Source organism: Shimazuella sp. NTD250, assembly GCF_059510375.1.
Map to the genome: position 1 here is coordinate 524,395 of NZ_JCAJZS010000002.1, position 26,711 is coordinate 551,105.

Genomic DNA, 26,711 nt, shown 5'->3' on the forward strand with positions numbered 1-26,711 from the left:
AAACTGTTTCCATATCGTTTTTTTTATTGTAGGATAGAGGCAAACGTTAGTCTGGTAATTTGCCATATATGAAAGCGGTTACTTTTTGTTTTTTTTGTGTCAAGTTGTCAGACATCTTCGCACGATGGATTGCATAATTTATCCATTTGGTGCAAACGTTTTCCAGTATTTTATAAAGGATGGTTTACATGAAACTCGGTACTTTTACAGTACTATTTAGCAAAATGAATTTCGAAGACATGCTAGATCATGTCAAAGCAAAAGGCATTGAAGCAGTGGAGATTGGCACAGGTTGCTATCCTGGCAACGCACATTGTAATCCAGAGGAGCTCCTAGCGGATGAGTCCAAATTACGGGCTTTCAAAAAAGCAATTGATGATAGAGGATTAACGATTAGTGCTTTTAGTTGTCATGGGAATCCACTAACTCCAGATCGTGCTTATGCTGAGGAATCACACCATTTATTTCTCCAAACAGTACGATTAGCAGAAAAGTTAGATGTTCCAGTAATTAATTGTTTTTCTGGTACCCCTGGGGACCAAGAAAATGCAAAATATCCAAACTGGCCTGTCGTTACTTGGCCTACCGAGTATCGCGACGTCTTAAAATGGCAGTGGGAAGAGAAAATTATTCCTTATTGGAAAGGAGCAGGAAAATTCGCCGGAGAACACAATGTGAAAATCGCTTTGGAACTTCACGGCGGCTTCTCTGTTCACACTCCAGCGACCTTGTTGAAATTACGGGAGGCTGTAGGGGAGGTGATTGGTGCCAATTTCGATCCAAGTCATATGTGGTGGCAAGGAATTGATCCAGTTGCAGCAATCAAAATCTTAGGAAGAGAAAATGCAATCTATCATTTCCATGCGAAAGACACCATCATCGATCAAGAACATGTAAATATGTATGGTGTGACAGATATGCAACCATTTGAAAACTTACAAACTCGTGCTTGGCAGTTCCGTACAGTTGGATTTGGCCACGATTTGAAAACTTGGGCTGACATTCTCAGTACACTCCGCGTTGTTGGTTACGATTATGTAGTGAGTATCGAGCATGAAGATGCATTCTTCTCAGCTGATGAAGGTTTCCAAAAAGCAGTAGACAATCTAAAACAAGTTATCCCACAAGAGCCATTACCAAGTTTATGGTGGAATTAGGAGTGAATACCATGGAACCTTTACGTATCGGAGTGATTGGCTGTGGTAGCATTGCCAAGCATCGCCATATTCCAGAATACGCCCAAAACCCAAATGTTAAACTGGTCGCTTTTTCAGATGATGTATTAGAACGAGCTCAAGAGTTCTCTACACTTTACGGCGGCAATGCCTATAATGACTGTTATGAACTACTAGCAAACGAACAATTGGATGCAGTTAGTGTCTGTACACCAAACGCTTTTCATGCACCTATCTCGATTGCAGCAATGAAACATGGTTTACATGTTCTCTGTGAAAAACCAATGTCTATTACATTGGAAGAAGCAGAAGCGATGATTCAGACTGCTGAAGAAAATAATGTGCAATTGATGATTGGATACAATCAACGCTATTTCTCACCTCATGTTATTGCAAAAGAGATCATTCAAAGCGGCAAACTCGGAAAAGTACTAACTTTCCGTACTACCTTTGCCCACGGTGGTCCTGAGCAATGGAGCGTAGAAAAAGAAAATTCTTGGTTCTTTTCCAAAAAGAAAGCATTCATCGGTTCCCTTGGAGATCTTGGCGTCCATAAAATCGACCTCATCACATGGTTATTAGATGAAAAAATCGAAGAAGTGAGTGCACTTATTGCTACATTACAAAAACCAGGTGACGTCGATGATAATGCTGCTATCGTAGCCAAAACCTCTTCTGGGGCAATCGGTACGATCACTACCAGCTGGACACTTGTACCTGGAGAAGATAATAGCACCACCATCCATTTTGAAAATGGCACAATGAAACTATTAGTGGATCCTGAATACCCACTAGTCGTTGAATATCGTGACAGCTTTGTGGAAAAACATGCAGCAGAAGCAGTTTCCACAAACGAAGTACAATTGAATAGTGGAGTTATCGATGCTTTTGTAGAAGCATTGATCAACAAACAACCTGTCCCCATTACAGGCCAGGATGGATTAAACTCCATTAAAGTAGTTATAGCTGCCTTGCAATCAAGTGAAGAAAGAAAGACTATTCCTATCGCATACTAGAACATGGAGGAAACATGATGAAATTGGGGAAAAAGCTTCTATCGCTTGGTATTATTGCTAGTTTGGTTGTCGGTGTAACTGCTTGTTCCACTCCCGCCGCAAATGATACGAAAAAATCGGAAGTCGTAAACCTAACATTCGCTCGTGGAAAAGATGTAAATGGTAGTACAACAAAATTGATCGAAGCATTTGAAAAAACTCATCCAAATATTAAAGTACACTTCAAAGAAATGCCTGCAGATTCTGGACAAAACCATGATCAACTCGTTACCATGCTCAGCAGCAAATCTAGTGAGATTGATGTTATTGACCTAGATGTAATCTGGCCTGCTGAATTCGGACAAGCTGGATATCTTCAACCTTTAGACCGCTATATTCAAAGTGACAACATCCCAATGGATAAATACGTCCAAGGTGCTGTTGAAGCAGGTAATGTCAACGGTCAGCAATATGCAATGCCTCGTTTTATTGATGCTGGTCTCTTGTTTTATCGCACGGATTTAGTAAAAAATCCTCCTAAAACATGGGATGAACTGCTAGCACAAGCAAAACAATTGAAGGGGCAAGGCGGTACGCAGTTTGGATACCTCATGCAAGCAAAGCAATATGAAGGTCTTGTATGTAATTTCATCGAGTTTGCTGGTTCATACGGTGGAAGAATTTTAGATAGCAAAGGAAATATTGTGGTAAACAGCCCTCAAACAATCAAAGGGTTGAAAAAAATGATGGAGATTGCCCAATCGGATGTAGTACCTAAAAATATTTCAACTTTCACAGAGTTAGAATCTCATACTGCTTTCATTCAAGGTCAATCTCCATTCATTCGTAACTGGCCATATCAATATTCTCTTGCAGAAGATAAAACACAATCCAAAATCGTTGGTAAAGTCGGTGTAGCTCCACTACCAGCTGGTGACCAAGGATCAGCTGCCACTCTTGGTGGTTGGATGTCTGGTATTAGCAAATACTCCAAACATAAAAAAGAAGCTTGGGAATTCTTGAAATTTATCACTGGTCCTGAAGGTCAAAAAATCTCTGCTCAGTATGGTTCTACACCAACATATCTACCTGCTTTTGATGATAAAGATGTGCAAAAATCGAATCCACTCTATGCGAATAAAAGCTTCATTGAAGGAATTAGCAAAGCAATTCCACGTCCTGTTTCACCTGTTTACCCAGAAATTTCCGATGCAATGCAAATCGAGCTATCCAAAGCTATTACCGGACAACAAACAGCTGAAGTAACAGTGAAAAACATCGAGACGAAATTGAAAGCTATCCTGAAAAAATGATGAAGGAATAGAACAGATGGGGAGTCGCCTCCATGACTCTCCCTATTCTATAGGTGGTGAATGATTTGGACAAAAAGCGGGGCTTCAGTGAAAAAAACATAGCATACTTATTTATCTTACCTGCGGTTTTGATTATTCTTGTGATAGCCGTATATCCAGTAATTCGTACCTTTTGGTTAAGCATGTACGATGTTCGCCTTAATGACCCTTCAAAAAATGATATTTACTATAGTTATAAATTAGATATGGATGGATTTGTGGAAAAATATCCTATTTTAGTTAGTCTCCTTGATCGTTCTCTCAAAAAGCCGGAAAACAAATCAAGTGAAACGACACTAAAACAAATAGATCAGCTAGTATTGGAAGTAAAAGAGAGTCTAGCGAATGATCCTAACTTTGAAAAACAGTACGACCAAGTAGATTCTATCCAAATGGATGATGGAAATGTACCTGAATCATTAATCACATATCCGTTAAACAAAATATCCGCGACATCTTTACTTGATAAATTGAAAACGCTTCAATTGGAAATTAAAAAATTACACATAAAAGATACAGATAAACAAGGAATGCTGGGACTGTTAAATGGATTGCAAAAAACAGTCATTCAACCAAACTTTGTAGGTTTTAGTCATTATACCGATGTACTCCGTCAACCTCGTTTTTGGATGTCACTCTGGAATACTTCTGTTTTCACCATAATTTCGGTTGCTATTGAATTAGTGCTCGGTCTAGCCATTGCGCTTCTTATCAACAGACAGTTTAAAGGTCGTGGTATTGTTCGAGCATCTGTCCTAGTTCCATGGGCAATTCCAACCGTCGTTTCCGCCCTAATGTGGAAGTTTATGTTCGATGGACAAAATGGGATTATGGCAAAATTTTTTCATTTCATTGGACTTATACCAGACATGGGCACATTGCTCACATCAAAGTTCTGGTCCATGTTCGCCGTGATCTTCGCTGATGTTTGGAAAACAACACCTTTCATGACGCTGCTACTGCTTGCCGGACTACAAACGATATCAGGTTCTTTATACGAAGCTGCACATGTTGATGGTGCATCACGTACACAGCAGTTCTTTAAGATAACGCTTCCTTTGTTAAAGCCAACCATACTGGTAACGCTTTTATTCCGTACTTTGGATGCATTTAAAATTTTTGATCTTGTATATGTATTGACAGGTGGTGGACCTGCAAACGCAACGGAGACCATTTCGATCTATACGTATAAAACAATGTTTGCACAATTGAATTTTGGTGAAGGTTCTGCCCTTTCTGTAATCGGTTTCATTTGTATCGCGATTATCAGCATTTTCTACATTCGCTTTCTAGGTGCCAATATCATGAGTAATAATCAATCGAATTAAAGGAGGGGCAGTCATGCGTAAGAAAATAATATTTTATCTATTTGTATGCTTGTTTCTCTTCGCTGTTCTGTTCCCATTCTTTTGGCAATTTATAACGTCTATCAAACCGCCATCGGACCTGTTTGGTGAGCGGGCATTCTCTTTTTATACTACCAACCCTAGCCTACAGAGTTATATCAATGTATTTACAGACGAAAAACGACCATTTCTTCGTTATTTATGGAACAGTACAGTTGTAGCTTCGATCACCACAGCTTTTAGCTTGATCATTGCTTCCTTTACGTCTTATGCGATTGCACGATTGCATTTTAGAGGTAAAAATATTTTGCTCGGTGTGATTCTCGCTGTGTCGATGTTTCCACAAATCGCAACGATAGCACCTGTATATTTGTTCTTGCAACAATTTGATTTAACCAATAGTTATTTTGGTTTGATTCTGCCATATACTACTTTTGCCCTACCGCTAGCCATCTGGAATTTGACAACTTACTACAAGCAAATACCATTGGAATTAGAAGAATCAGCGAAAGTAGATGGAGCCTCAGCCTTTCAGAGATTTTATCGAATCATTGTACCTCTCGTATTACCAGGTACTTTTACAACTGCCATTTTGGTCTTCATCGCTGCATGGAACGAGTTTCTATTTGCTCTTACCATCAATACAGAAGAACTCTACAAAACAATCCCAGTAGGTATTGCTTTGTTCCAAGGTCAATTTATCATCCCTTGGGGAGATATCGCAGCAGCATCTGTTATCGTGACTGTTCCACTTGTTATCTTGGTCTTATTTTTCCAACGCTGGATCGTCGCAGGACTTACTTCTGGCGCAGTGAAAGAGTAGGCTATATTAATTAATTAAATGTGTTGTATAAAATACCAAAAACAGTGATATGAGTAATCACTGTTTTTTCTATGTTGATTTTTTTAGTGTAGTATAGAAAACAATCTATTTCACTTTCTGCTTTGATCGTTTTTGAGCGATTCCTTGTTAACACAATGAGACAATTAAATGATAAAATTACCGCCATCCACAGTGAGATAGGCACCAGTAACAAAAGAGGCTTGATCTGAGGCGAGGTAGGTAATAGCAGAAGCCATATCTTCTGGTTGGCCATTTCTCCGCAAAGGAGTCTGTTGGGCCATCTGATCTTTTACTACCTGTGGAGCTCCGGCGTTAAGATCTGTAAGAATCATTCCTCCACCCACCGTATTAACTCGAATCCCGATGGGACCTAGCTCCTCTGCCATATGTTGTATCATTGCCTCCACGCCAGCCTTAGCTACTGCCACTGATACTGCAATTCCCCCTGTATTTGGTCGGCGAGCATGGGTGGCACTTACAAAGATTATGCTTCCTCGCTGTTGTTTCACCATATCAGGAAGAACTGCTTGACTTGGATAATAAGCAGCTTGCAGTTGGCCTCGAACAAATGAATCCAAAATGTCCCAACGGCTCCCTTGAAAAGAGGCAAGAATCGCCTGAAGTTGTTCGTGGGCAGGAATCTCAGAAGAATTACTGCTTGAAGCTGGGGCATTGAGAACCAGCGTATCAATAAGTCCGAGACTCTCTCGAACGCGCAATACCATTCGTTCAACCTCATCCTGCTTCGTGACATCTGCTTGAAAGGCAAGCGCTTTGCCTCCAGCTCTCTCAATGGTCTTTACGACTTCTTGGGCAGCTGCTTCATTTCGATAATAGTTGACAGCTACATGAGCCCCATGCCTTCCAAGCTGAATTGCGGTTGCTGCACCAATACCACGACTTCCTCCTGTCACTAAAGCAATTCGATCTTTCATCATTGGTACTTCCATATTCATCTTATATCCTTCCTTCTTAATATAATTTGCCGGCTATTTATTTTTTCAAAAAAAAGAGGAAGCTCCTCTTCTAAGAAAAATTAACAAGAGATTGTTGAAGCAGTCGACGTAGCAAAACCTGTTCTATCTCAGTCATTTGATGACAAATACGAGCATCGAGATCTTTCCATACCTGCATTGCTGGCTCATAGAGTGCTCGCCCGGCTTCGGTAAGATAGACACGTGATATACGTGTGTCCTGCTCATCAACATGGCGCTTTACCAAACCAGCACGCTCCATACGTTGCACTGATCTAGTAATCGTGGGCAGCTCTAAATTGAGGTGGGCAGCTAGTTGGGATTGAGATAAACCATCTTCTTCCCAAAGAAGGAAAAGTACAAACTCTTGCGATGCATGTAATCCAAGCTGTCTGAGTGCTTCATCGCTTTGCCTTCGATGCTCTTTGATCAATTGAATAAGAGAGAAGCTTATATCATCTTTAAATGAATGCATGTAATCCCCTCTTTTACTTTGCCGGCTAATATTTCTACCACATAGTAACACCATAAATTTAAGTTGTCAAGCAAAAGGAAATTGGAGTTTAAGGATCGATGGAAACCACAAAAATGAAAACCAGTCCATCGATTAGTCAGATTGGCTTCACAGTAAGATAGTAACTATTTTGAAATTAGTAATTAAATGAAAAGCATCGAATTAGATTTTTTGTTTTCCATATAGGCTAAGTTAACGTTCTCAGCCATCACTTACACTCTGCCCAAGATTCACTCATCTCATACACGTCTAACTATTATAATTAGGAAGGATAATAAAGAATCATACTTAAATTCGTCTGCACTTGTCCATTATTGATGTAATCATGTGGTCGATCTGCTTTAAAACGGATGGAATCCCCTGAATGAACGACAAATTCCTCATCGCCTATGCTCACTGTTAATTCTCCATCAAAAACAGTGATATATTCTTCCGTGCCTTCTGAATGTGCTTCTGATTGAACAAATGCCCCTGATTCAATTTCAACCGTATAAATTTCAAATCTCCTTCCATCCTCAAAAGGAAAGTTCGAATAAACTCGATATTTCCCATCGCATTCGGTCAACGTTTGCAATTCATTTTTTGGAATTACTTTTGTATCTGGAAGAGGAGTATTTATTAAGGAACTAAACGAAATTTTAAGTCCACTTGCTATCTTCCAAATTGTTTTGATAGTAGGACTCGATTCTCCTCTTTCAATCTGACCTATCATCGTTTTGCTTACACCCGTTAGTTCTGCCACTCTTTCTAAACTCAGTTTTCTCTCTTCTCGCAATGCCTTTAAATTTTTCGCAATAATAAGGTTTATTTCTTCCATCTTAAACTCCTTTTAATAAAACATTATAACGCACGATATGTACAATAAAACGTTTTGTATGTTATAGTGTCTGTATCAGTCATTATAACATACCACAAGGAGCGATTTGGCATGCCTGTCTTTTCTTTTTTGCTATATGTCTTTGTAACCAGCTTTACTCCAGGACCAAATAACATCATGGGCATGATTTTCGGAAACAAATATGGGATCAAAAAATCCATTCGCTTTTGTTTAGGAGTCGGAACGGGTTATTTCTTTGTTATGTTAGCCTGTTGCTACTTGAATCTTTTCCTGCAAGATATCATGCCAAATATTCAATTTGCGATGACTATTTTAGGCGGAATCTATATGCTTTATCTTGCCTATAAAATCATCACAAGTAAAGGGATAGATGAGAAGAATGATAAAAAACAAGATCATATTTACTTTACTGCTATCTTGTTACAGTTTATCAATCCAAAAGGTATCCTATCTGGTATTACGTTGATCACAACCTTCATCCTACCTTATTATCATACAAATTTGGCTCTCATCTGGCTTTCCGCTCTTATTGCTCTGTTTGGCTTTTTAGCAACATTGACTTGGAGTTTATTTGGCTCTGTGTTTAAGACTTTTTTAACCAAATACCGAAAACCTTTTAATCTCGTGATGGCCTTATCATTGGTTTACATTTCGATTACCATCTTCATGGAATAGAAAAAGCTGACCTTTCTACAGTCAGCTTTTTACTATTAAATGAAACCGCCATTTACTCGAATGGTTTGCCCTGTGACCCATTCAGATTCATTGCTTGCTAAAAACAATACAACTTTTGAAATATCTTCTGGCTCACCTAATCTCCCAAACGCATTTGCCCCACCTATTGTTTGAATTTGTTTTTCTGTTTTTCCAACTGTAAACAGCTCAGTATTTACAGGCCCTGGAGCAATCGCATTGATCGTAATTCCTTTTGAACCCAGCTCCTTTGCTAACTGGCGGGTGAACTGCTCAACAGCTCCTTTTGTACCAGCATAGGCACTATAGTTTGGAAACATTTGTCCTACTACGGATGTAGATAAATTGATAATACGTCCATTTTCTTTCATAAACATCGCAGCTTGCTGGATAGCAAAATACGTCCCTTTTACATTAATCGAAAACTGATTATCGAATTCTTCTTCTGTCATCAGTACCAATGGTTTGGTTATCATCGTACCAGCATTATTGATAAGGATATCTAAGCTGCCAAAAGCAGTCAGCGTTTGATAAAACAGATCTTTGATCTCGGTCAATTTACTTATATCTGCTTTTACCGCAATTGCATCAGACCCAATTGATTTAATTTGAGCGACAACTTCCTCTGCTTGAGCTGTACTACTGGCGTAATTGATCACTACTTTTGCTCCATGTGATGCCAAGTCTAACGCAATTTGTTTTCCTATCCCTTTTGATGCACCAGTTACTAATGCTACTTTCCCTGTTAATTTTTTCTCCATTTTTAACTTCCTTCTTTTAATCTGTTCGTACCTTTTGACCTCTCATATTCTTCTTCCATTTTCCGATACAGTTTAATCTTATCTTGGATTGCGATTAAATTTTGCTTCACGTCGAATAGTTGCTGCTGTACTTGTTGATTGTAATCCTCTAGCATTTTACGTCTTTGTGTTATCGTCTTGTCACCTTTCATACGTAGTGCAGCGTATTCCTGCATTTGCTGAATAGGCATTCCGATCGCTCTTAAGCGATTTAGAAACTCCACCCATACAATATCTGCTTCAGAATATAGACGATAACCATTTTCCTTGCGACGAACAGAAGAGATAAGCCCAATCTTCTCGTAATACCTTAAGGTATGGGTACTCAAGCCAGTGACTTGTGACATCTTTTGTATCGTTAGCATTTTTTCCATATTCCAAGTATACACCTTTAAGTTCACTCTAATGTATGAGTTTTATCGCTTTTTGCTTTCATTATTTGTTTTAACGTATGGAGTGCATTAATAGCTGTAGGAAAACCAGAATAAGGCACGGTTTGGATAATGACTTCTTCTATTTCGTCTGGAGTAAGACCGAAGTTCAATCCTGCCCCGATGTGTACTTTCAATTGCGGCTCTCTTCCTGCTAATACCGTTAGCATCGCAATGGCTGCAATTTCTCTCTCCCTTAGACTCAATCCTTCACGGCTATAAATATCTCCAAAGGCAAACTCTACAATATATTTCCCCAAATCTCCTAAGGGACTTACTACATCATTCCCTGCTTGTCCATCTACTTCTGCCAATTTCGCCAGTCCACGTTCAAATCTTGTTTCTTCTGCCATTTTGATCGGCTCCTTTTGTGCTTTTCTGTGTTGTTTTCTCTTACTCTTGCTTATGGGGTAACTATACACCTTAGAGTTAACTCCAATGCAAGTATCCAGATAAAAGAAAGTATATTTTATATATTCTGATATCATAAAACAAAAAATCCCTTCTAAAGAAGGGATTAGATAACACGTTCTTCCGTTTCTTGATCAAATATATGAGTTTTATTCATATCAATTGCTAACTGGATAGAGCTATTTGGAGCAAACGGTGTACGAGCACTTACCCTTGCGGTCAATGTGTCATCTCCAAAACCAGTTACATAGAGAAACATTTCAGAGCCCATGTTTTCTACCACATCGATATTCGCTTGGAATAAACTATCTTTTAGTGTATCCATCACAACTGGTTCATCATGTAATACCTCAGGACGGATACCTAAAACTACTTCTTTTCCAACATATCCTTTCTGTCGTAGGATAGATGACCGTCCCTCTGGAAACTTTACTTCTCCATTAACTGTATCAAAGAAAAGTTCTTGACCCTCTTCCCGAAGTTTCCCTTTTACAAAATTCATTGCTGGAGAACCGATAAAACTTGCCACAAATTGATTTGCTGGACGCTGGTAGATTTCTGTTGGAGTATCAATTTGCTGAATCACTCCATCTTTCATAACCACAATCCGTGTCCCCATCGTCATTGCTTCCGTTTGATCATGAGTGACGTAAATAACAGTAGTCTGGAGACGTTGATGCAGTTTACTAATTTCGGTACGCATTTGTACACGTAACTTTGCATCTAAGTTAGATAATGGTTCATCCATTAAAAACACCGCAGGTTCGCGGACAATCGCGCGTCCTAAAGCGACCCGTTGACGTTGACCGCCTGAAAGCGCTTTCGGTTTGCGGTCTAATAGATGCTCAATATCGAGGATTTTAGCAGCCTCTCTTACTCTCTCATCAATCTCTTTCTTTGGGGTCTTTTTCAATCTCAAGGCAAAAGACATATTCTCATAACAAGACATATGGGGATAAAGGGCGTAGCTTTGAAAAACCATAGCAATATCCCGATCTTTTGGATGAACATCATTTACCAGACGATCACCGATGTACAGTTCCCCTTCTGAAATCTCTTCTAAACCCGCAATCATTCGCAGTGTTGTTGTTTTTCCACATCCAGAAGGACCAACTAATACAAGAAATTCTTTATCTTTTATCTCCAAATCCAAATTATCAATGGTGGTAGTATCTCCATAACGTTTGTAAATGTTATTTAAACGCACTCCAGTCATAGATGAAGACCTCTTTTCACTTTTCATTATTAATAGCGTAGATTTGGCTACTTATCTAATAACAGACCTACTTATATGATAATCAAAAAAGCCTTATATCTCAAGAATTATTTATTCCACATTAAATATTTTACAGTAAATAACACCTATAATAAAAGTTCCTTTATTACTACATGATACATAATTTTCTCAAAATTTAACCATAAAAATAACCACTCAAAAAAGAGTGGCTGGATTTTTGTTAATTATGAAGACACATAGAAGTGATATGAAGTGTTTTCTTCCCTCCGTTTGAAAAATAAAGGGTATATTTCCCTGCACCCAGCTTTTTATTTGATAAGACCAATGTTTTGGTTTGTTTTCTGGTACTATAATGATCTCCTGTCCCCCCTGCAACCATTTTACCTTTATCATTCTCCAGAGTAGGAATGTAGTCACCATTTGCATCACCATATAAGGTAATATCAAGTTTTGGTGTGAATTTACTCGAAGCATGAAATGTAAAACCTTTTGAAAATTTCCATGATGCTATGTTTGTACTGCCGCTGACCAAACACTTTGGTTTTGCATTCGATTCATGAGGAAAACTAAGCCCACCTAATAACAAAGCACCAGTTAAAGCAAGAACACCAATAAATTTCGAATAATTTTTCACCTTACATCTTTCCTTTTCAAATTTGTAATTTTCCGAATTAAATTTGCTTAATTCTGTTTTATATTAACAACTAGTTATCTTTTTTGTTATCGATCCAACTTAAATATAACTTACAATTTTGTAAGATAATACATCTTAAAGATCAGGATTTCCCACATCAACACCAGAACCTTGGTGATCCGAGTGGAAAGATTGACACTCATGAAAAAACTCCAGCGTTCGACGATTATTACTGGATAATTCTATTTTAGGTGTTTTTTCTATCAAAGCAATAATCATTCTCCCATATGTCACAATATGAAAGGCAATAGGGTCTTAACAACAAAAAAATCCTGTTAGGCACAACTTTACCAAGAAATACATTTTGTATTATACTGTTTATAAAGTGATTATTAATCATTATATCCTTTCTGAAATCATGTCTTAAACAAATTAATAAAGCTGATTTTTAACCATCATTAGAACAAACAAAACTTGCAATACAACAAATGGAAGAAGCTTAGGAAGAGAGAGTTAGAGGCTTTAAAACCAAAATTAAATATAATTGTTCACCGAATGCATATTTAGTAAATCCGTATCGCCTAACGACATAGTCTGCAACGATATCCTTTCCACTTTCTCATCTTGCCAAGTAAAGCTATACCTCTTAACCGTCCATCAAGCTCTTCCACATTCTCAAAATTACTTAATATCTCTTTCACTATGTTTTTGTAATCCAGCATACATATCCCTACTATAAAATATTGCAGGTTCTGTAGTAGCCAAAAGGTACAACTCCCTTTTTAGACATAAATAATCCACTTAGATATCTAAGTGGTATGCAAAAAGACCCGAAAGTAGCATCAAATGTATATAGTTTTGAAGCTTGAAAAACTCAGCAGAAATAACTTAAGGCTTCGGGGTCTTTATTTATATATTGTTTTATTACAGAAGCGTTGCTAGTTCTATAATCTAATGTTAGAATTTTCTAACCTAAACACTTCCATTTTGTAGAGTTTTATGAGGGGTGAATTATGAACGAACCAAAAAAACATCACACCGTTCCTGTTGTTCATCAAAAGAACTTTGCTGATCAAAATAAGTATGTCCATGTCTATTTTAAAGAGAAAAAAGAATTCAAAAGAAAATCAGCCAAAAAAATTCTTTGGGAAAATCAAATTCATAGTTCTATTGATGTGAATGGCAACTTAAATAATGATTTCGAAAAAAACCTATCAAAATATATAGAAACTTCCTATGGGGATAGTCTAAATAAGGGTTTATTCACTGACATAAAAAGAAACAAATTTTTATCCAAAGAACAAAGAGATGTTTTAATTGATTTTGCTGGAGTCCAACATGCTAGGACAGTAAATAAGAAGAATCTATCAGAAACAATGCCGATAGAAATGATCTCACAAATCCTAGAAAAAGATGAGTTAAAGCCAATTTATGAAAAAACAGGGTTACAAGATGTCTTGAATGACCAAATGAATAGGCTAATTGCAGCAAATTATACGAATAATAAACGTCTCTGTGAATTAGCTGATAGAGCGATCGGAAGGATGAGTCAACAGAATATATCTTTTTTACTTGCACCAGAAGGAAGCCAATTCATAACATCAGATGAACCAACATTTATCACAAAAAATAAGAATTTTGTAATGCCTATATCCTCTGAAATCTGCATGATTACTGGTATATCAGGTAAAAACCAAACAGAGGTCATTTCAATGGATTTAGTGATTGATGTTAACAATAGTATTGCACTTAATGCAACCGAACTCTTAGTCGCAAGAGACAAACACATTTTAGAAGAGATTGTTACACGTTTATCATTAAAATAACCTCTTGTTATCATTTACAAGAGGTTTTCTTTATTATGCAGTTGCAATTGCTTTTTGTTTCCTGTGCTCTTGGAGTTTGTTGACAATCACACTCATTCTCTCAAAGTCTCCATATTGTGTTTGCATTATATTCCGAATATTACATCATTACATTTTATTTACATTCTGAAATAATAGATTTTATCTGTTATTATGAATTTATTGAATTTTGTGTAGGGGTGTTTATGTGTTAGAAAATATGTATGATTGGCTTTCAAAAAGAGATTGGACGGATTGGAATATGTGGGCAGCAATCGGACAAATGATAGGTGCATTAGCAACTGTTTGGACTGCAAGAATTGCTCTAAAGCAAGTTAATCAGGCAAATCAGCAAATGGAGGAAGCTAGGAAAAAAGAGAAAGAAGCTACAAAACCGGAATTAAAATTCACCGCGAATCTCATCTATGAAGAAGGGCTTCGTAAAATCTGCTTATATGCTACCAATATAAAAAATGTTCCTGTTAGTCTGCATAACCACTACCTAAGACCTAGAGAAGAATCTGGTACTCATATAATAGGCGATTTCCATCTTGTAAATGAACTTTTGAGCAAATATGATACAGATTCCAATGAAAAAATAGAATATGGTGATGCATTTAAATTCAAAATAATATTAGCAATAATTGTTTCAACAATCCAACCTAGAACCGAAAATGCCCTTTATTCTTATTATCTCATTACGACAACAGGTATAAGGTTTGAATGCAGTTTATTATTTGAATTTGGGCCAAGTGCTTCTCCGGAGGGAGAAATCGAATGGTGGAGATGTTACTTTTCTGATGAAATAAATCCAACAGTTAATGAAATAAAAGAACGCGGAAAACTTATTGATTCAGGTGAAATACGTGATTTGAAAGAAGAAATATTAGACCACAAATTCCTTAAAGCAGAAAACCCAAATTGATTTTTTGATATCCGAATTTTTGCCCCACAATCCGCATGGGGATTTCCAGGTGATTCGGGGGTTTTGTGTTCAGAATTTTTCTATTTTTATTTTCCTCTGTTGTTCATTTTCCGTTTTCCTTCACTTGTCTCTCCTTTGATGTTTTGTGATTTATTTTTATTAAAACAAATCCAACTGATTAACTACCTTCTCGTGGTTCTTTTTCGACTCTTTTTAAGGTTACAAAACGATTCTTTTGTAACCTTGTATTTTTCATTGCCCAAAAACCCTTATAAATCAAGGCTTTTCAACTCAGCAGAATTTCTTATTTACCTCTTGAAAAGGCAATTGAGAAATCCAATACAGATATTTTTAACAATCTCAATTCTACTACCTCTTTCTATCTATCCTGCCCTCTATTTTATTAAAAAAGTAATTGTATCAAAGAAATCTTAAAACCACATGATATTTGTAGTACCATTAGAAAGAGGTGATCTTACATGAAATATTCCACTATACTATTTGATTTAGATGGTACTCTCATTAACACAAATGAACTTATTTTAGCATCTTTTGAACATACCTTTGATATCCACTGCCCCAATAAATTTACAAGAGAAGATGTCATGCCAATCATGGGAGAGCCTCTACCGGATCAGATGTACTTTTTTGATCCTAACCAAGCAGAGGAGATGGTAAAAACATATCGTCTTTTCAATGAAACAGAACATGATCGTTTGGTAGAAGAATTTCCTCATGTCCTCTATTGTTTAGAAAAACTATATCAAAACGGAATTACGATGGGTGTTATTTCCAATAAACGCCGTGCTGCTGTTGAACAAGGTTTGAGACGTTTCGGAATAGATAAATGGATGAAGATTATTATTTGTGCAGATGAAGCTGAGCGAAATAAACCACATCCAGACATGCTGCTCCGTGCGATGGATCAATTAAAAGTCACTCCTCATGAAACTCTCATGGTCGGAGATAGCCGTTATGACATCTTAGCAGCTGAACGTGCGGGGATTGATTCCATCGGTGTAGCTTGGAGTTTACATGTCGAAGACGTTAAAAATCATCAACCTACCTATTGGGTAGAAGATATGCGGGAAATTTTGAAGATTATAGGACTTGAGGACACCAAATATAACAATTAAAAATGAATTGATTCTTAGAGAGGGAACAACGAAATGCAATCTGTTTATGAAAAAATAGGGGGAGAAAAAACAATCTGGGAAATTGTCGAAGCCTTTTACCCTCGTGTTCAACAACATCCCGAGTTAAGGCATTTATTTCCAGAAGACCTCACGGAAACGATGGAGAAACAGTACCTCTTTCTCAGTCAATTTTTTGGCGGACCTCCTCTCTATACCGAAAAAAGAGGCCATCCCCGTTTAAGAGCTAGACACTTACCCTTCCCCATTTATCCTGAAACGGCAAAGGCTTGGTTAGCTTGTATGTCAGCAGCATTAGAGGAAGTCGGCATCGAGGAGAAAATCCGGGAAGAAATGTGGGACAGATTGGTGATGACTGCTTATCACATGGTCAACCAAGGCGAGGAAACGTACTAAACATATTTTAGAATAACGAGGAGAGATGGACGGGAATGACACTGCAAAATGACACCAAACAGCGCAAAGCTGAGCATGTGCAGATTGTTTTAAATGAAAACGTGTCAGGACAAGGGATAACTACTGGCTTTGAAAAATATCGCCTTGTACATGAAGCACTTCCAGATATTGATTTTGATTCTATCTCTCTTAACACTCGTTTTTTAGATCACACCTTAGCTACACCCCTCCTGATTAGTTCCATGACTGGCGGAACACAAGATACTGGAAACATAAACCGAGTTTTAGCAACAGCTGCCCAAGAGCGAGGTTGGACATTAGCTCTTGGGTCTATGCGTGTTGCTATTGAAAACCCAGAAACTCATTCTACTTTTCAGATGCGCCCCTATGCCCCTGATATACCTATTCTAGTAAACTTAGGAGCCATCCAGTTGAACAAAGGAATGGGGGTAGAACATTGCCAAAAAATTGTGGAGATTGCAGAAGCAGATGGACTGATCCTTCATCTGAACTCCATGCAGGAAGCATTTCAACCTGCTGGGGATACAAATTTTTCAGGACTACTAAAAAAAATAGAAAAGATATGTGCCGAGTTGAATATGCCTGTTGGAGTAAAAGAAGTGGGTTGGGGAATTCATGGGAAGCTAGCAAAAAAGCTGTATGATTGTGGAATACATTTTATTGATGTCGCTGGTGCAGGAGGGACCTCTTGGAGTCAAGTAGAAAGTTTTCGTTCGACTCCTATGCTAAAAGAAGCTGCAAAAGCTTTCCTCGATTGGGGTATTCCAACTGCTGAATGTATCCACGATATCCGAGCAAAAAACCCAGGTGAAACGGTCATAGCTAGTGGAGGCTTACAAAATGGGGTAGATGTTGCAAAATCCATTGCACTCGGTGCTAATTTAGCAGGATTCGGGCGATTTCTACTTCGTGATGCAGTAAACGACCCAACCAAACTAGTGGAAAAGATGACACAAGTGGAATTAGAATTAAAACTGGCTATGTTTGGAGTAGGTGCAGATACGATTGATTCTTTGAGCCAGAAAATGATCCACAAAATAAGTTAAACTTTTTTAGAATTCGTTCCTTTTGGTACGAATTCTTTTTCAACTATGAAATAAATAAAACTTCCCATTTAATCTATATTTTTAAAAAATATTAAATAGAGACAATATAAACACAATCCATTCAAGCTAGAACAAAAGATTTCATATATAAAAAGACTTAAAATCACCAAAGAACATACAAAAACTTGTTAGAACAAACACTTCACAAAATACAAATCCCATCGTACAATGGAACGAACTTGCCATTTAAAAAGAGATTCCCGCAGCAAAATACTTGTTTTCTTATACCTAGGAGAGTGTTTATGACCCTGCAAAAGGTTATACAAGATTATATTGATTTTTTACATAAACCAATTACAAATGGCCAAGATTTAAAGCAAGATCAGACAGCGTTTCAAGAACCTGCGATTAAACAGTTACTGCATTTTGCTATTGAAAATCGCGATAGTTTAGACGAAATACTCACTAGTATTGCAATGGTAATGCCGCTAGATTTAGATATGTACAAGAAAGGACTTACTTGCCTAATTTGTGGAAGTCTCATTGAATTTGGCGGAAACCCAAAAATTGTCGTTGATCACATCATCCAACAACTAGAAAATCATTTAACAGCAACGGAATCTTTCTTATCTTTAGCTGAGCAAGGAGGATGGGAAGGCGGTCCTTTATCACCAAAGGAATTAGAGTTCTTTTTTGCCTATGATTCTGATGCTCTAAAGGCTAGTATTACTTCTTCATATGTTGTTTTGGCAGCGATGACCTCTATATGTCGGTTAAAAGAAGCAAGACAGAGTATCCGAACAAACACCCCTTTGATCCATCAAGTTATCCAGTTAGAAGATGAGGTGGACAATCTCTATTATCTAAAACAAGTTTTGTATAGTGTAGATGATTATGAAATGATCATCCTCCATCCGCAGAGTGACACTGGTTTGAGGATCAAAGCAGATATGATCCAAAACAATTTTCATTTCTTTACATTATTACAGGATTTGTATCTTACTCAATTTGGTAGTCATCCAGATTTTGCAATTTTCAATCGAAACGAAAAAGCAATTCATCTTGCAAAAGGCGGAGATCTTTCGGACACAGAAGAACAAATATATGATCATGCCTTGTTTGGGTTTTACGACTTCCATGCTTTAGATGGGGAAGGTAAAATACCCGCAGCAGTAATGCCCGAAAATTGGCTCTTTGGCGAAGGTACACTCCATCACATCCCTAAGCTAAATGAGGTTCCTGTGGTGATATTAGGAGGAAATACATTAGGAGATCGATCTTGGGATATTACCTTTTGTACCCCTGTTCACGAGGCATTAAAACCAAATCTGGAAGTATTAGAAGTTTTATCAAATGAACAAGTTAAGCAATACATCACTACGATCCAACTTCAAAATAGATTAGTCGATATTTAGGTCAAGGAGGGACTGGCCATTTATACAGGTTTTTGTTACACCGAAAATGGGGAGCGAGTGGAAGAAGAGGAACTCAAATCAGATACAGAAGTTTACCATTACGTAGGTAAGCATCATCTTACCTATCCACGGATATCTATCATAGATATCGAATCGGAGTTTGTCATTTTAGAAGTTCGGGATAGCAAGATAATTTTTCCAGGAGAATTACAAGGCAAAGAACCTTGGAAAGATAGCAAATAACAAAAGGGAACCAGCTTCAATTTGCTGGTTCTTTTTCATTTTATCCTAATCATGAAAAGATGAGTAAAATTGAGTAACAATAGCATCACCTATGGTATCAGCCATTTGCAAAGCTTCTGCCTCGATGGTTTCATACACATCAATACTCGATTGAAAATCTTTTTGCAGCATATACACAGCCTCAGACTTTGTAAGGGCTAGATGTTCAAAAAACATTTTCCTCATTTCATTTATTTCAATACATGGATTTATCCTGTTCAAAAATACTACAATTTCTTCTCCATTTACGTACCACTTTCTCTCTATTTCGTCTACTTTTTTCTGATCCCCAGCTTTTGCTGCATTCACCAGATCAGCTGCGATTACTAAATGTTCCCTGATTAATTTTTCATACTTCTCTCCTGTTTCTTTTCCATAAAAAGGTTTAAGAGAGTTTCCCATATCTATAGCATTTCGCAGTAAACGGGCGACTACAAATTTGGTATCCGGTAAATCAAAGACCAAGCTGACAATCGTCAATCTCGTCCATTCTACATGCTGTTCCCATAATAAACGGATGTAATTTTTCCATTCCACTTCTGATCTAGTTATACAAGTATCCATTGAGCTAAAATACATGTTCACTCCCCCAGCTACTTCTTTCTACAACCTATTCTCCATCTGTTTTTTGGGTGAATAACTAGTGTAATTAATCTTTTTATTTCTGCCTCTTTTTCGCTGACATCACCATTTCATATTAAAATTCATCTTCCCATTAGAACAAACTATTCGAAAGGCTAAGCATTGCCTTGTCTAGCAAGCAAATAGGAAAACCATTATTTTCTCTTTTGCATAAGATGGTTAAAGTAGTTTCTTTTGGGGGAGAGAAGATGGAATGTAATCCAAATAAACACATTGTGAGAAACGCGCTTTTTATGCTCGCTTGTTGTGGCCAAGCGAGAAACCTAGATAAACGATTTCGTTTTATCGTTCCCAAAAATTTTGGGTATCGTTTGGTACAAGTATTTTGCCTTCCAAAAAAGTATGGCTACGAGGCTTTTGGTTATCTCTTGGAGAGTAAAAAAAATCTCATTCTCGTCTTTAAAGGAACCAGTATCCGGGCTTTTGATCTTTCTATTGATCTAAATTTATATCAGACAAAATACCCTTTTATCTCTAATTCGGGTAAAACCCATGAAGGTTTCACTTATTTATACAATTGTATACGTTCTTCGATTCTCTCTATTTTATGTGCATTTGATAAACACGTGAAAAGAAGCTTATATGTTACTGGATATAGTTTAGGTGGAGCGATTGCAACAATAGCTGCACTCGATATCTCCAAACATACCCCTTTCCGACATCCAAGGGTATACACATTCGGTTCACCACGTGTCGGTGATCCCGCTTTTGCGATGACGTATGATCTAAGAATTAATGAAAACATTCGTGTTGTAAATGTTCATGATTATATCCCTCTTGAACCACAAGCTCATATTAAACCACCCTTTACAAAAAAAGGATTAAACTATCAACATGTGAAAGGTTATTTCCCCATATCATTTCAATGCAAAAAAGGGAACTCTCCACTTAAGTTCCCCTTGTTAAAAAACCATCAATTGGATAGATATTTTTCGGCTCTCTCTCGGTTTGCACCAAAATACACGGAACAAATATGCCAAGCAAATCCACGATTTTGCCCATCTATTCGAAGCGATTTATAAAGAAAACTTCCTTTATACAGAAACTTCAACATCTGCACCAAGTCCAAAATAATCATGCAAACGATTCGCTGCTTCAATCGCTCTGTCACGATCTATGACACAAGATAACTTGATCTCAGACGTAGATACCATCTTTACTGCGATATTTGCTTCACTGAGACATGCGAACATATTAGCTGCTACACCTGGGCGAGTCATCATCCCAACTCCAACAGCAGATACTTTTGCTAGACCACCTTCAAACAACATATCTTGAAATCCAAGGATATTTTGTTTTTCTCGTAATACTTTTTTAGCTGCTTCACCTTCATCTTCGGAGATACTAAAGGCAACATCAATTCGATCTATTTGATGCTCACTTTGCACAATAATATCAACATTGATGTGGGCATCTGCTAACGCAGTAAAAAGCTGAGCTAAACTGTCTGGCTTGTTTGGCAGACCCAATAACTTTATCCTTGCCACATCCAGATCATGAGCTATACCTCTGACTTGTAAACTTTCTTCCATTTGATCTTGCTCCTTTATCCATGTTCCTGGTACCTTTTCAAAACTAGAACGCACAACTAAATTTACTTTATGAGTCAATGCACATTCAACTGAGCGAGGGTGCAGCACACCAGCTCCCAATCGAGCTAATTCCAGCATTTCCTCATAGGATATTTCATCTATTTTTTGTGCTTGACTGACAACCCTTGGGTCAGCGGTATAAACACCTGTAACATCTGTATATATTTCACAGTATTCCGCGTTTAATGCAGCAGCGAGCGTTACAGCTGTTGTATCTGATCCACCTCTACCGAGAGTGGTAATCTCGCCTTTATCTGTAACACCTTGAAATCCTGCTACTACAGCAATTTCTCCTCTTTCCAAAAAAGAAAGCAATTTGTCTGATTTAACCTGATTCACTACCGCTTTGCCATGAACCTCATCTGTTACAATACCAGCTTGCCAACCAGTAAAGGAACGGGCTTCTAAATTTAGTTGATGTAGTGCAACACTCAATAGCGATATACTAATTTGTTCTCCTGTTGTCAGCAGCATATCTAACTCTCGTGGGGAAGGATGTGGATTTAGCTCCTTTGCCATATCAATTAATGTATCCGTTGTTTTTCCCATTGCCGATAATACAACAACGCATTTATATCCTGCTTGAACTTTTTCCTCAACTCTTTTGGCGACTTCGCGGATTCTCTCTGTACTTCCTACCGAAGTTCCACCAAATTTCATTACGATGATCTTCAACAGTATGTCTCTCCCTTTTTTACAGATAAGAATCATATCATTTATCTTATCTGTATAAATGCAACTAAACCACTAAGTAAGTCTCATCGGCAAGATTTCTTTACAAAATAAAAAGACCACAGCAGAGAGAAACACTAGCTGTCGTCTATTCGCGACTTCTCTCTGTGAGATAGTACTCCACAAGAAAAATTCTTGTGACAGTGTCGCATCTATTTGACTACGACCCCAATCGTTTATCCGTTTTAGGCGAATAATCGACTTCGGCGACAAAACCTTTCCTCATCCTTCATAGGACCCAAATCCTCCGTATGAGTACTTATCTTTATCGCAACCTCTACTACACAGGTAAAAATGTGAAATTTTATTTAGTTTAGCATATGATTTACTAGAATGACAATATGTTTTTCAAATGGAGATTACTATCATTTTCATAACAGGCAATACATCATTATATAGAATACCTTGACAACTCCACACGGCTAAAATCGTTGGATTCTTGAGACGATAGCCTTATGACTATTTCATTACCAAGCTAACCCGAGTACCCCACGGCTTTCCGTTTGTTGATTTCTTCTTTGCCGCGAGCAACTTGGGTCTCGTCTGCTGTGACTATACATATATTACCATGCGAATACTTGTTTGTAAACCTGTTTTTTTCATAGGTTGGACTGGTGAAGGAAAAATCCTTCCCTTGTCCAATACTATAATAACAAAAAAATACCCCTTTGCTCGCTGGAAACAAAGAGTTATTTAAGAAGACTTATGAGATTTCATTACATATCGGCACTTATGATCTCCATCAGACATACATGTCGTTCGTTCTATCGAATCTACTCCCAGCACTTCTTTAAACAAGGAAAGTTCGCAATCACATGCTTTTTTATATTTATTGGCTATTTCAAAGATAGGACAATTATACTCAATGAACTCAATTTCCCCATCATTGATTTCTTCACTTTCCACCATATAACCATTTTCCGATTGAATCCTTTTTAATTCTGCTACCTTCTCTTTAAAGGTTGATTTCGATGCTATCCGTTCTGTGTATTTTTGTTTTAACTTTTCTTCTCTTCTCTGAAAAAGCATATCTACTTTTTGTTTTCCATCTAGCACCTCTATATCTTCTAAAAATTCAACAGACAGTGTTCCGTAATTTTGAGGAAATAATGCTTTTCCTGCTTTTGTCAAACGATATAGAGTAGCGGGTCTACCCACTGATTGTTTGCTTTGTAAAGTAGTAATCAATTGATCTTTTTCTAATTTATTTAAATGCTTTCGAACAGCCATATGTGTAATGTTCAGTTCATTAGCAAGAAAGTTAACACAAACTTCGTTTTGGCGTTTTATGAGATCTAAGATCTGTTTCGTGGTAGCATTCATATGCAACATTTCTCCACCTACTTTCTCATACACAGTGATATGGGATACATTTTTTATACCATAAAGTATAAAAAACATACAACCATTATTGGATAAATTTTCTTTACAAGCAAAAAGAATGTGAAAAATTCTTTTTAAAAATCTATTGCCTTTTTCCTGCCTTTACGATTAAATATCAATATATCACTTTTTATACTTATAGGTTTAAAAAGTATAAAAATAAGGAGAGATTGACTATGTCCCGTTTTACTTTACCTGCACTACCATTCTCACCTGAAGCTCTTGAACCCCATATCGATAAAGAAACTATGCTGATTCATCATGGGAAGCATCATCAAACTTATGTAGATAAATTGAACGAAGCGCTCGCAAATCATCCAGAATTAGCAAATAAATCATTAGAAGAACTGTTGCAAAATATCAATGAACTGCCTGTTTCCATTCAAACCGCTGTCCAAAACAATGGTGGAGGACATTACAATCATAGTTTATTCTGGGAAATTCTCACCCCTGGCGTTTCAAAACAACCTGTCCATGAAATTGCGGAAGCAATTGATGATCAATTTACCAACTTCGATTTTTTTCAAAATGAATTTACCAAAGCAGCTCTTGGTCGATTCGGATCTGGGTGGGTATGGTTAGTAGCAGATGAAAACGGTTTAGAGATTGTACATACACCTAACCAAGACAACCCGTTGATGACTGGAAAACAAGTTATATTGGGATTAGACGTTTGGGAACATGCCTATTATTTGCGTTATCAAAACAAAAGACCAGATTATGTTGCTGCCTTTTTCCAAATAATCAATTGGGATATTGTCAATGAAAAGTATAAACAAATTCGGGCTTAAAGCTGAATGCAATATGAAAGATTGACTAAAAACAATAAATAACTCATTTAAGGAGAAATATCATGTCCAAAATATTATTTATAAAAGCAAACAATCGTCCTAGTGATCAAGCCGTCAGCGTACAAATGTATGATGCATTTGTACAAAGCTATCATGAACAATATCCAAATGATGAATTCATTGAATTAGATTTATTCGAAGAACATCTCCCCTATTATGATAACGTAATGCTCACTGGTATTTTTAAAGCAGGTCAAGGATATGAATTGACTCAAGAAGAACAAACAGCTGTAGAAACAGCGGACAAATATTTAAATCAATTTTTAGCCGCTGAAAAAATCGTATTTGCTTTTCCATTGTGGAATCAAACCGTTCCAGGTGTATTGCATACTTACTTTGATTATTTAAATAGAGCTGGAGCGACATTCCGCTTTACTCCTGAAGGAGCAATCGGTCTTGCAACTGATAAAAAAGTTGTCATTCTAAATGCACGTGGTGGAGATTACTCTGGAGAGAGAGCTACTACCGAAATGGCAGTTAATTTGGTTCTTTCGAACTTGCAGCTGTTTGGTGTTACTGACATCACAACTGTCATCACAGAGGGACATAACCAATATCCAGATCGCAAAGAGGAAATTATTCAGCAAGGAATCGAAAAATCAGCTAAGGTCGCAGAAACGTTTTAACAAATAAGAAGAGCAGGTTTGGTTATGCTACCTGCTCCCTTTTTTTGTCTTTAGTATTCCAACAAAGTAGACCATTTTTTATCTTTTTTTGTGAGGTCCTCTTCAACCAATGGAATCGTATTTAATGCATTTATCACAGACATCACAATACTTCCACCGATATGTGTACTACTGTCTGTATAATAAAGTCCTTCAACACTTTTATCCTTTATATTCGGTTGAAAAAAACTACTTGCATTTACTCGATCAATGACAGCATGTTTTGTACCAATCATTGCCTCTAATTCTCTCGGTCCATATACTTTTTGGGTCACGACCGATTTCCCCAAATCAGCTAAGCCTAGCTTTGTTTCTAACCAATGTACAATAAAGTCTCGATAGGAATCATAGTAAGATGCTTGATGCAGACGATGATTTTTATCATAAGAGGGTACGTTGACATAAATCGCTAGGTTACTTCCCTGATTTGCACGTGACGATTCCGAATGCCCTGAAAAAGCAACATGTAATGCAGGGGTCAATGACCACTCTTTTTGTTCAAAGATATCCACATATTGACGACTATGATCTAGTGGATAGAAATAGTTGTGATGATGCAAATGTTTATATTTCTTATCTACTCCGAGCAAGCACAAAAAGCCAGAAGAACTCTGTTCCAAATTCACTTTAGTTTCTTGCTGACGTGCTTTCATCAAATTTTGTAATGTAATAGAATCCACGCTAGAGATAACAAAATCAGCATCCCACAAATATTTTTCCGTTTTCACCTCAAACCGAAAATCATCTTTCACTATAATTTGTTGTACTGGTGTTTCATGGAAAATATGAACATTTAATTCCGATGCCAATCGTTCAAAAGCTTCTACTAAACGGTAGTTGCCGCCTTCCACATAATAAACACCTTGTACCAATTCCAGATAAGCAAAAAAACCTAGTGCTGCTGGTGCACGGTAAGGGGAAGAGCCAACATAAGTCGCATAGCGATTCATCATTGCCAATAAACGTGGATCATCAAAAAATCTTCTATGAAAAGCATCCATTGTCAGATGCGGATATACGGATAGAAACGATTTCAACCAAGGAAAAGATAGAAAATCAGACCAATTAATGTTAGGATTCTCGAAAAATTTCGCATCTGCAATTTCATACAACCTCGCGGATTCCATCAAATAGTCAATAAAACCTTGTCTATTTTCAGGAGAGAACTCTCTCATTTGATCCATCATGTAGTCAGGATCAGATGTAAGATCGATGATCGTCCCACTTTCAAAAAAATTCCGGCTATTTACAGCCAATGGAATAAAACGAAGTTTTGGATCGATTGTCTTACCTGCTTCTCGAAAGACTCTCTCAAAAATCCAAGGCATCGTAATCATCGAAGGTTCAAAGTCAAAATGATAACCATCTAGCTGTAACTCTTGGATTTTCCCACCAAGTTTTGGCTGTTTTTCGAGCAGTACTACGTCATGTCCACGCGCAGATAGGATAGCAGCTGAAACCAGACCGGATAGTCCACCCCCAATTACCACTCCTCTAGCCATTTTCGTTCCCCCTCACA

29 protein-coding genes and 1 riboswitch are annotated in these 26,711 nt (G+C 37.4%); of the genes, 16 read left to right on the forward strand and 13 right to left on the reverse strand.

Annotated features, from left to right (window positions below):
* Positions 1-188 precede the first annotated feature (188 nt).
* From AC5WOF_RS07525 to AC5WOF_RS07545, 5 genes are all read left to right on the forward strand, one after another.
* Positions 189-1,157 (forward strand): sugar phosphate isomerase/epimerase family protein, encoded by a 969-nt coding sequence (locus AC5WOF_RS07525; RefSeq protein WP_496049326.1) that lies wholly within the window; start codon positions 189-191, stop codon positions 1,155-1,157.
* Positions 1,158-1,168: 11 nt separating this feature from the next.
* Positions 1,169-2,191 carry a Gfo/Idh/MocA family protein gene (locus tag AC5WOF_RS07530; RefSeq protein ID WP_496049327.1) on the forward strand — a complete coding sequence of 341 codons (1,023 nt, stop codon included), beginning with the start codon at positions 1,169-1,171 and terminating at the stop codon, positions 2,189-2,191.
* A 17-nt stretch (positions 2,192-2,208) separates the two neighbouring features.
* Positions 2,209-3,483 carry an ABC transporter substrate-binding protein gene (locus tag AC5WOF_RS07535; protein WP_496049328.1) on the forward strand — a complete coding sequence of 425 codons (1,275 nt, stop codon included), beginning with the start codon at positions 2,209-2,211 and terminating at the stop codon, positions 3,481-3,483.
* A 65-nt stretch (positions 3,484-3,548) separates the two neighbouring features.
* Positions 3,549-4,850 (forward strand): carbohydrate ABC transporter permease, encoded by a 1,302-nt coding sequence (locus AC5WOF_RS07540; protein ID WP_496049329.1) that lies wholly within the window; start codon positions 3,549-3,551, stop codon positions 4,848-4,850.
* A 13-nt stretch (positions 4,851-4,863) separates the two neighbouring features.
* The gene (locus AC5WOF_RS07545) at positions 4,864-5,691 is read left to right on the forward strand and encodes a carbohydrate ABC transporter permease (protein WP_496049330.1); all 828 of its coding nucleotides are present in this window, start codon (positions 4,864-4,866) and stop codon (positions 5,689-5,691) included.
* A 164-nt stretch (positions 5,692-5,855) separates the two neighbouring features.
* Here AC5WOF_RS07545 and AC5WOF_RS07550 read toward each other — a convergent pair whose 3' ends face one another.
* The 3 genes from AC5WOF_RS07550 to AC5WOF_RS07560 all read right to left on the reverse strand — a co-directional run bounded on the left by AC5WOF_RS07550 (position 5,856) and on the right by AC5WOF_RS07560 (position 8,017).
* Positions 5,856-6,668, reverse strand: coding sequence for an SDR family NAD(P)-dependent oxidoreductase (locus AC5WOF_RS07550; RefSeq protein WP_496049331.1), 813 nt, complete (start codon positions 6,666-6,668; stop codon positions 5,856-5,858).
* Positions 6,669-6,738: 70 nt separating this feature from the next.
* Positions 6,739-7,161, reverse strand: coding sequence for a MarR family winged helix-turn-helix transcriptional regulator (locus tag AC5WOF_RS07555; protein ID WP_496049332.1), 423 nt, complete (start codon positions 7,159-7,161; stop codon positions 6,739-6,741).
* 301 nt (positions 7,162-7,462) lie between these two features.
* Positions 7,463-8,017 carry a helix-turn-helix domain-containing protein gene (locus AC5WOF_RS07560; protein WP_496049333.1) on the reverse strand — a complete coding sequence of 185 codons (555 nt, stop codon included), beginning with the start codon at positions 8,015-8,017 and terminating at the stop codon, positions 7,463-7,465.
* A gap of 111 nt (positions 8,018-8,128) precedes the next feature.
* Between AC5WOF_RS07560 and AC5WOF_RS07565 the strand changes: the two genes are divergently transcribed.
* Positions 8,129-8,713, forward strand: coding sequence for a LysE family transporter (locus AC5WOF_RS07565; protein ID WP_496049334.1), 585 nt, complete (start codon positions 8,129-8,131; stop codon positions 8,711-8,713).
* 35 nt (positions 8,714-8,748) lie between these two features.
* On the opposite strand, the gene AC5WOF_RS07570 is transcribed toward AC5WOF_RS07565, so the two are convergent.
* The 6 genes from AC5WOF_RS07570 to AC5WOF_RS07595 all read right to left on the reverse strand — a co-directional run bounded on the left by AC5WOF_RS07570 (position 8,749) and on the right by AC5WOF_RS07595 (position 12,523).
* Positions 8,749-9,492, reverse strand: a complete 744-nt coding sequence (locus AC5WOF_RS07570) for an SDR family oxidoreductase (RefSeq protein ID WP_496049335.1) — start codon at positions 9,490-9,492, stop codon at positions 8,749-8,751.
* A gap of 2 nt (positions 9,493-9,494) precedes the next feature.
* On the reverse strand, positions 9,495-9,905 hold the full coding sequence (locus AC5WOF_RS07575; RefSeq protein ID WP_496049336.1) for a MerR family transcriptional regulator: 411 nt from the start codon (positions 9,903-9,905) through the stop codon (positions 9,495-9,497).
* Between the two features lie 23 nt (positions 9,906-9,928).
* The gene (locus AC5WOF_RS07580; RefSeq protein ID WP_496049337.1) at positions 9,929-10,315 is read right to left on the reverse strand and encodes a carboxymuconolactone decarboxylase family protein; all 387 of its coding nucleotides are present in this window, start codon (positions 10,313-10,315) and stop codon (positions 9,929-9,931) included.
* Positions 10,316-10,479: 164 nt separating this feature from the next.
* Positions 10,480-11,589, reverse strand: a complete 1,110-nt coding sequence (locus AC5WOF_RS07585; RefSeq protein ID WP_496049338.1) for an ABC transporter ATP-binding protein — start codon at positions 11,587-11,589, stop codon at positions 10,480-10,482.
* Positions 11,590-11,830: 241 nt separating this feature from the next.
* The gene (locus AC5WOF_RS07590) at positions 11,831-12,244 is read right to left on the reverse strand and encodes a hypothetical protein (protein ID WP_496049339.1); all 414 of its coding nucleotides are present in this window, start codon (positions 12,242-12,244) and stop codon (positions 11,831-11,833) included.
* Between the two features lie 135 nt (positions 12,245-12,379).
* Positions 12,380-12,523, reverse strand: a complete 144-nt coding sequence (locus tag AC5WOF_RS07595; protein WP_496049340.1) for a hypothetical protein — start codon at positions 12,521-12,523, stop codon at positions 12,380-12,382.
* A 734-nt stretch (positions 12,524-13,257) separates the two neighbouring features.
* On the opposite strand from AC5WOF_RS07595, the gene AC5WOF_RS07600 reads away from it, so the two are divergent.
* The 7 genes from AC5WOF_RS07600 (at position 13,258) to AC5WOF_RS07630 (ending at position 19,288) form a co-directional block, all read left to right on the forward strand.
* Complete coding sequence (locus AC5WOF_RS07600; protein ID WP_496049341.1) at positions 13,258-14,070, forward strand: DUF4238 domain-containing protein; 813 nt, start codon at positions 13,258-13,260, stop codon at positions 14,068-14,070.
* A 226-nt stretch (positions 14,071-14,296) separates the two neighbouring features.
* A complete protein-coding gene (locus tag AC5WOF_RS07605; RefSeq protein ID WP_496049342.1) occupies positions 14,297-15,013 on the forward strand; it encodes a hypothetical protein in 717 nt (238 codons plus the stop codon).
* 479 nt (positions 15,014-15,492) lie between these two features.
* Positions 15,493-16,149 (forward strand): pyrophosphatase PpaX, encoded by a 657-nt coding sequence (gene ppaX / locus AC5WOF_RS07610; protein WP_496049343.1) that lies wholly within the window; start codon positions 15,493-15,495, stop codon positions 16,147-16,149.
* A gap of 33 nt (positions 16,150-16,182) precedes the next feature.
* Complete coding sequence (locus AC5WOF_RS07615; protein ID WP_496049344.1) at positions 16,183-16,563, forward strand: globin domain-containing protein; 381 nt, start codon at positions 16,183-16,185, stop codon at positions 16,561-16,563.
* A 35-nt stretch (positions 16,564-16,598) separates the two neighbouring features.
* Positions 16,599-17,630 carry a type 2 isopentenyl-diphosphate Delta-isomerase gene (gene fni, locus AC5WOF_RS07620; protein WP_496049345.1) on the forward strand — a complete coding sequence of 344 codons (1,032 nt, stop codon included), beginning with the start codon at positions 16,599-16,601 and terminating at the stop codon, positions 17,628-17,630.
* Between the two features lie 302 nt (positions 17,631-17,932).
* Positions 17,933-19,045, forward strand: coding sequence for a hypothetical protein (locus AC5WOF_RS07625; RefSeq protein WP_496049346.1), 1,113 nt, complete (start codon positions 17,933-17,935; stop codon positions 19,043-19,045).
* Between the two features lie 57 nt (positions 19,046-19,102).
* A complete protein-coding gene (locus AC5WOF_RS07630) occupies positions 19,103-19,288 on the forward strand; it encodes a hypothetical protein (RefSeq protein ID WP_496049347.1) in 186 nt (61 codons plus the stop codon).
* Between the two features lie 45 nt (positions 19,289-19,333).
* Here AC5WOF_RS07630 and AC5WOF_RS07635 read toward each other — a convergent pair whose 3' ends face one another.
* Complete coding sequence (locus AC5WOF_RS07635) at positions 19,334-19,906, reverse strand: acetylglutamate kinase (RefSeq protein WP_496049348.1); 573 nt, start codon at positions 19,904-19,906, stop codon at positions 19,334-19,336.
* 251 nt (positions 19,907-20,157) lie between these two features.
* Here AC5WOF_RS07635 and AC5WOF_RS07640 point away from each other — a divergent pair, with 251 nt between their 5' ends.
* A complete protein-coding gene (locus tag AC5WOF_RS07640; protein WP_496049349.1) occupies positions 20,158-20,991 on the forward strand; it encodes a lipase family protein in 834 nt (277 codons plus the stop codon).
* Between the two features lie 12 nt (positions 20,992-21,003).
* Here AC5WOF_RS07640 and AC5WOF_RS07645 read toward each other — a convergent pair whose 3' ends face one another.
* Together AC5WOF_RS07645 and AC5WOF_RS07650 are read right to left on the reverse strand one after the other, a co-directional pair.
* Positions 21,004-22,236 (reverse strand): aspartate kinase, encoded by a 1,233-nt coding sequence (locus AC5WOF_RS07645; protein ID WP_496049350.1) that lies wholly within the window; start codon positions 22,234-22,236, stop codon positions 21,004-21,006.
* Between the two features lie 162 nt (positions 22,237-22,398).
* A riboswitch (Lysine riboswitch) is annotated at positions 22,399-22,581 on the reverse strand.
* A 405-nt stretch (positions 22,582-22,986) separates the two neighbouring features.
* Complete coding sequence (locus AC5WOF_RS07650) at positions 22,987-23,625, reverse strand: helix-turn-helix transcriptional regulator (RefSeq protein WP_496049351.1); 639 nt, start codon at positions 23,623-23,625, stop codon at positions 22,987-22,989.
* 227 nt (positions 23,626-23,852) lie between these two features.
* Between AC5WOF_RS07650 and AC5WOF_RS07655 the strand changes: the two genes are divergently transcribed.
* The gene (locus AC5WOF_RS07655) at positions 23,853-24,467 is read left to right on the forward strand and encodes a superoxide dismutase (protein WP_496049352.1); all 615 of its coding nucleotides are present in this window, start codon (positions 23,853-23,855) and stop codon (positions 24,465-24,467) included.
* A gap of 62 nt (positions 24,468-24,529) precedes the next feature.
* A complete protein-coding gene (locus tag AC5WOF_RS07660) occupies positions 24,530-25,153 on the forward strand; it encodes an FMN-dependent NADH-azoreductase (RefSeq protein WP_496049353.1) in 624 nt (207 codons plus the stop codon).
* A 50-nt stretch (positions 25,154-25,203) separates the two neighbouring features.
* Here AC5WOF_RS07660 and AC5WOF_RS07665 read toward each other — a convergent pair whose 3' ends face one another.
* The gene (locus AC5WOF_RS07665; protein ID WP_496049354.1) at positions 25,204-26,694 is read right to left on the reverse strand and encodes a phytoene desaturase family protein; all 1,491 of its coding nucleotides are present in this window, start codon (positions 26,692-26,694) and stop codon (positions 25,204-25,206) included.
* Positions 26,695-26,711: the final 17 nt, after the last annotated feature.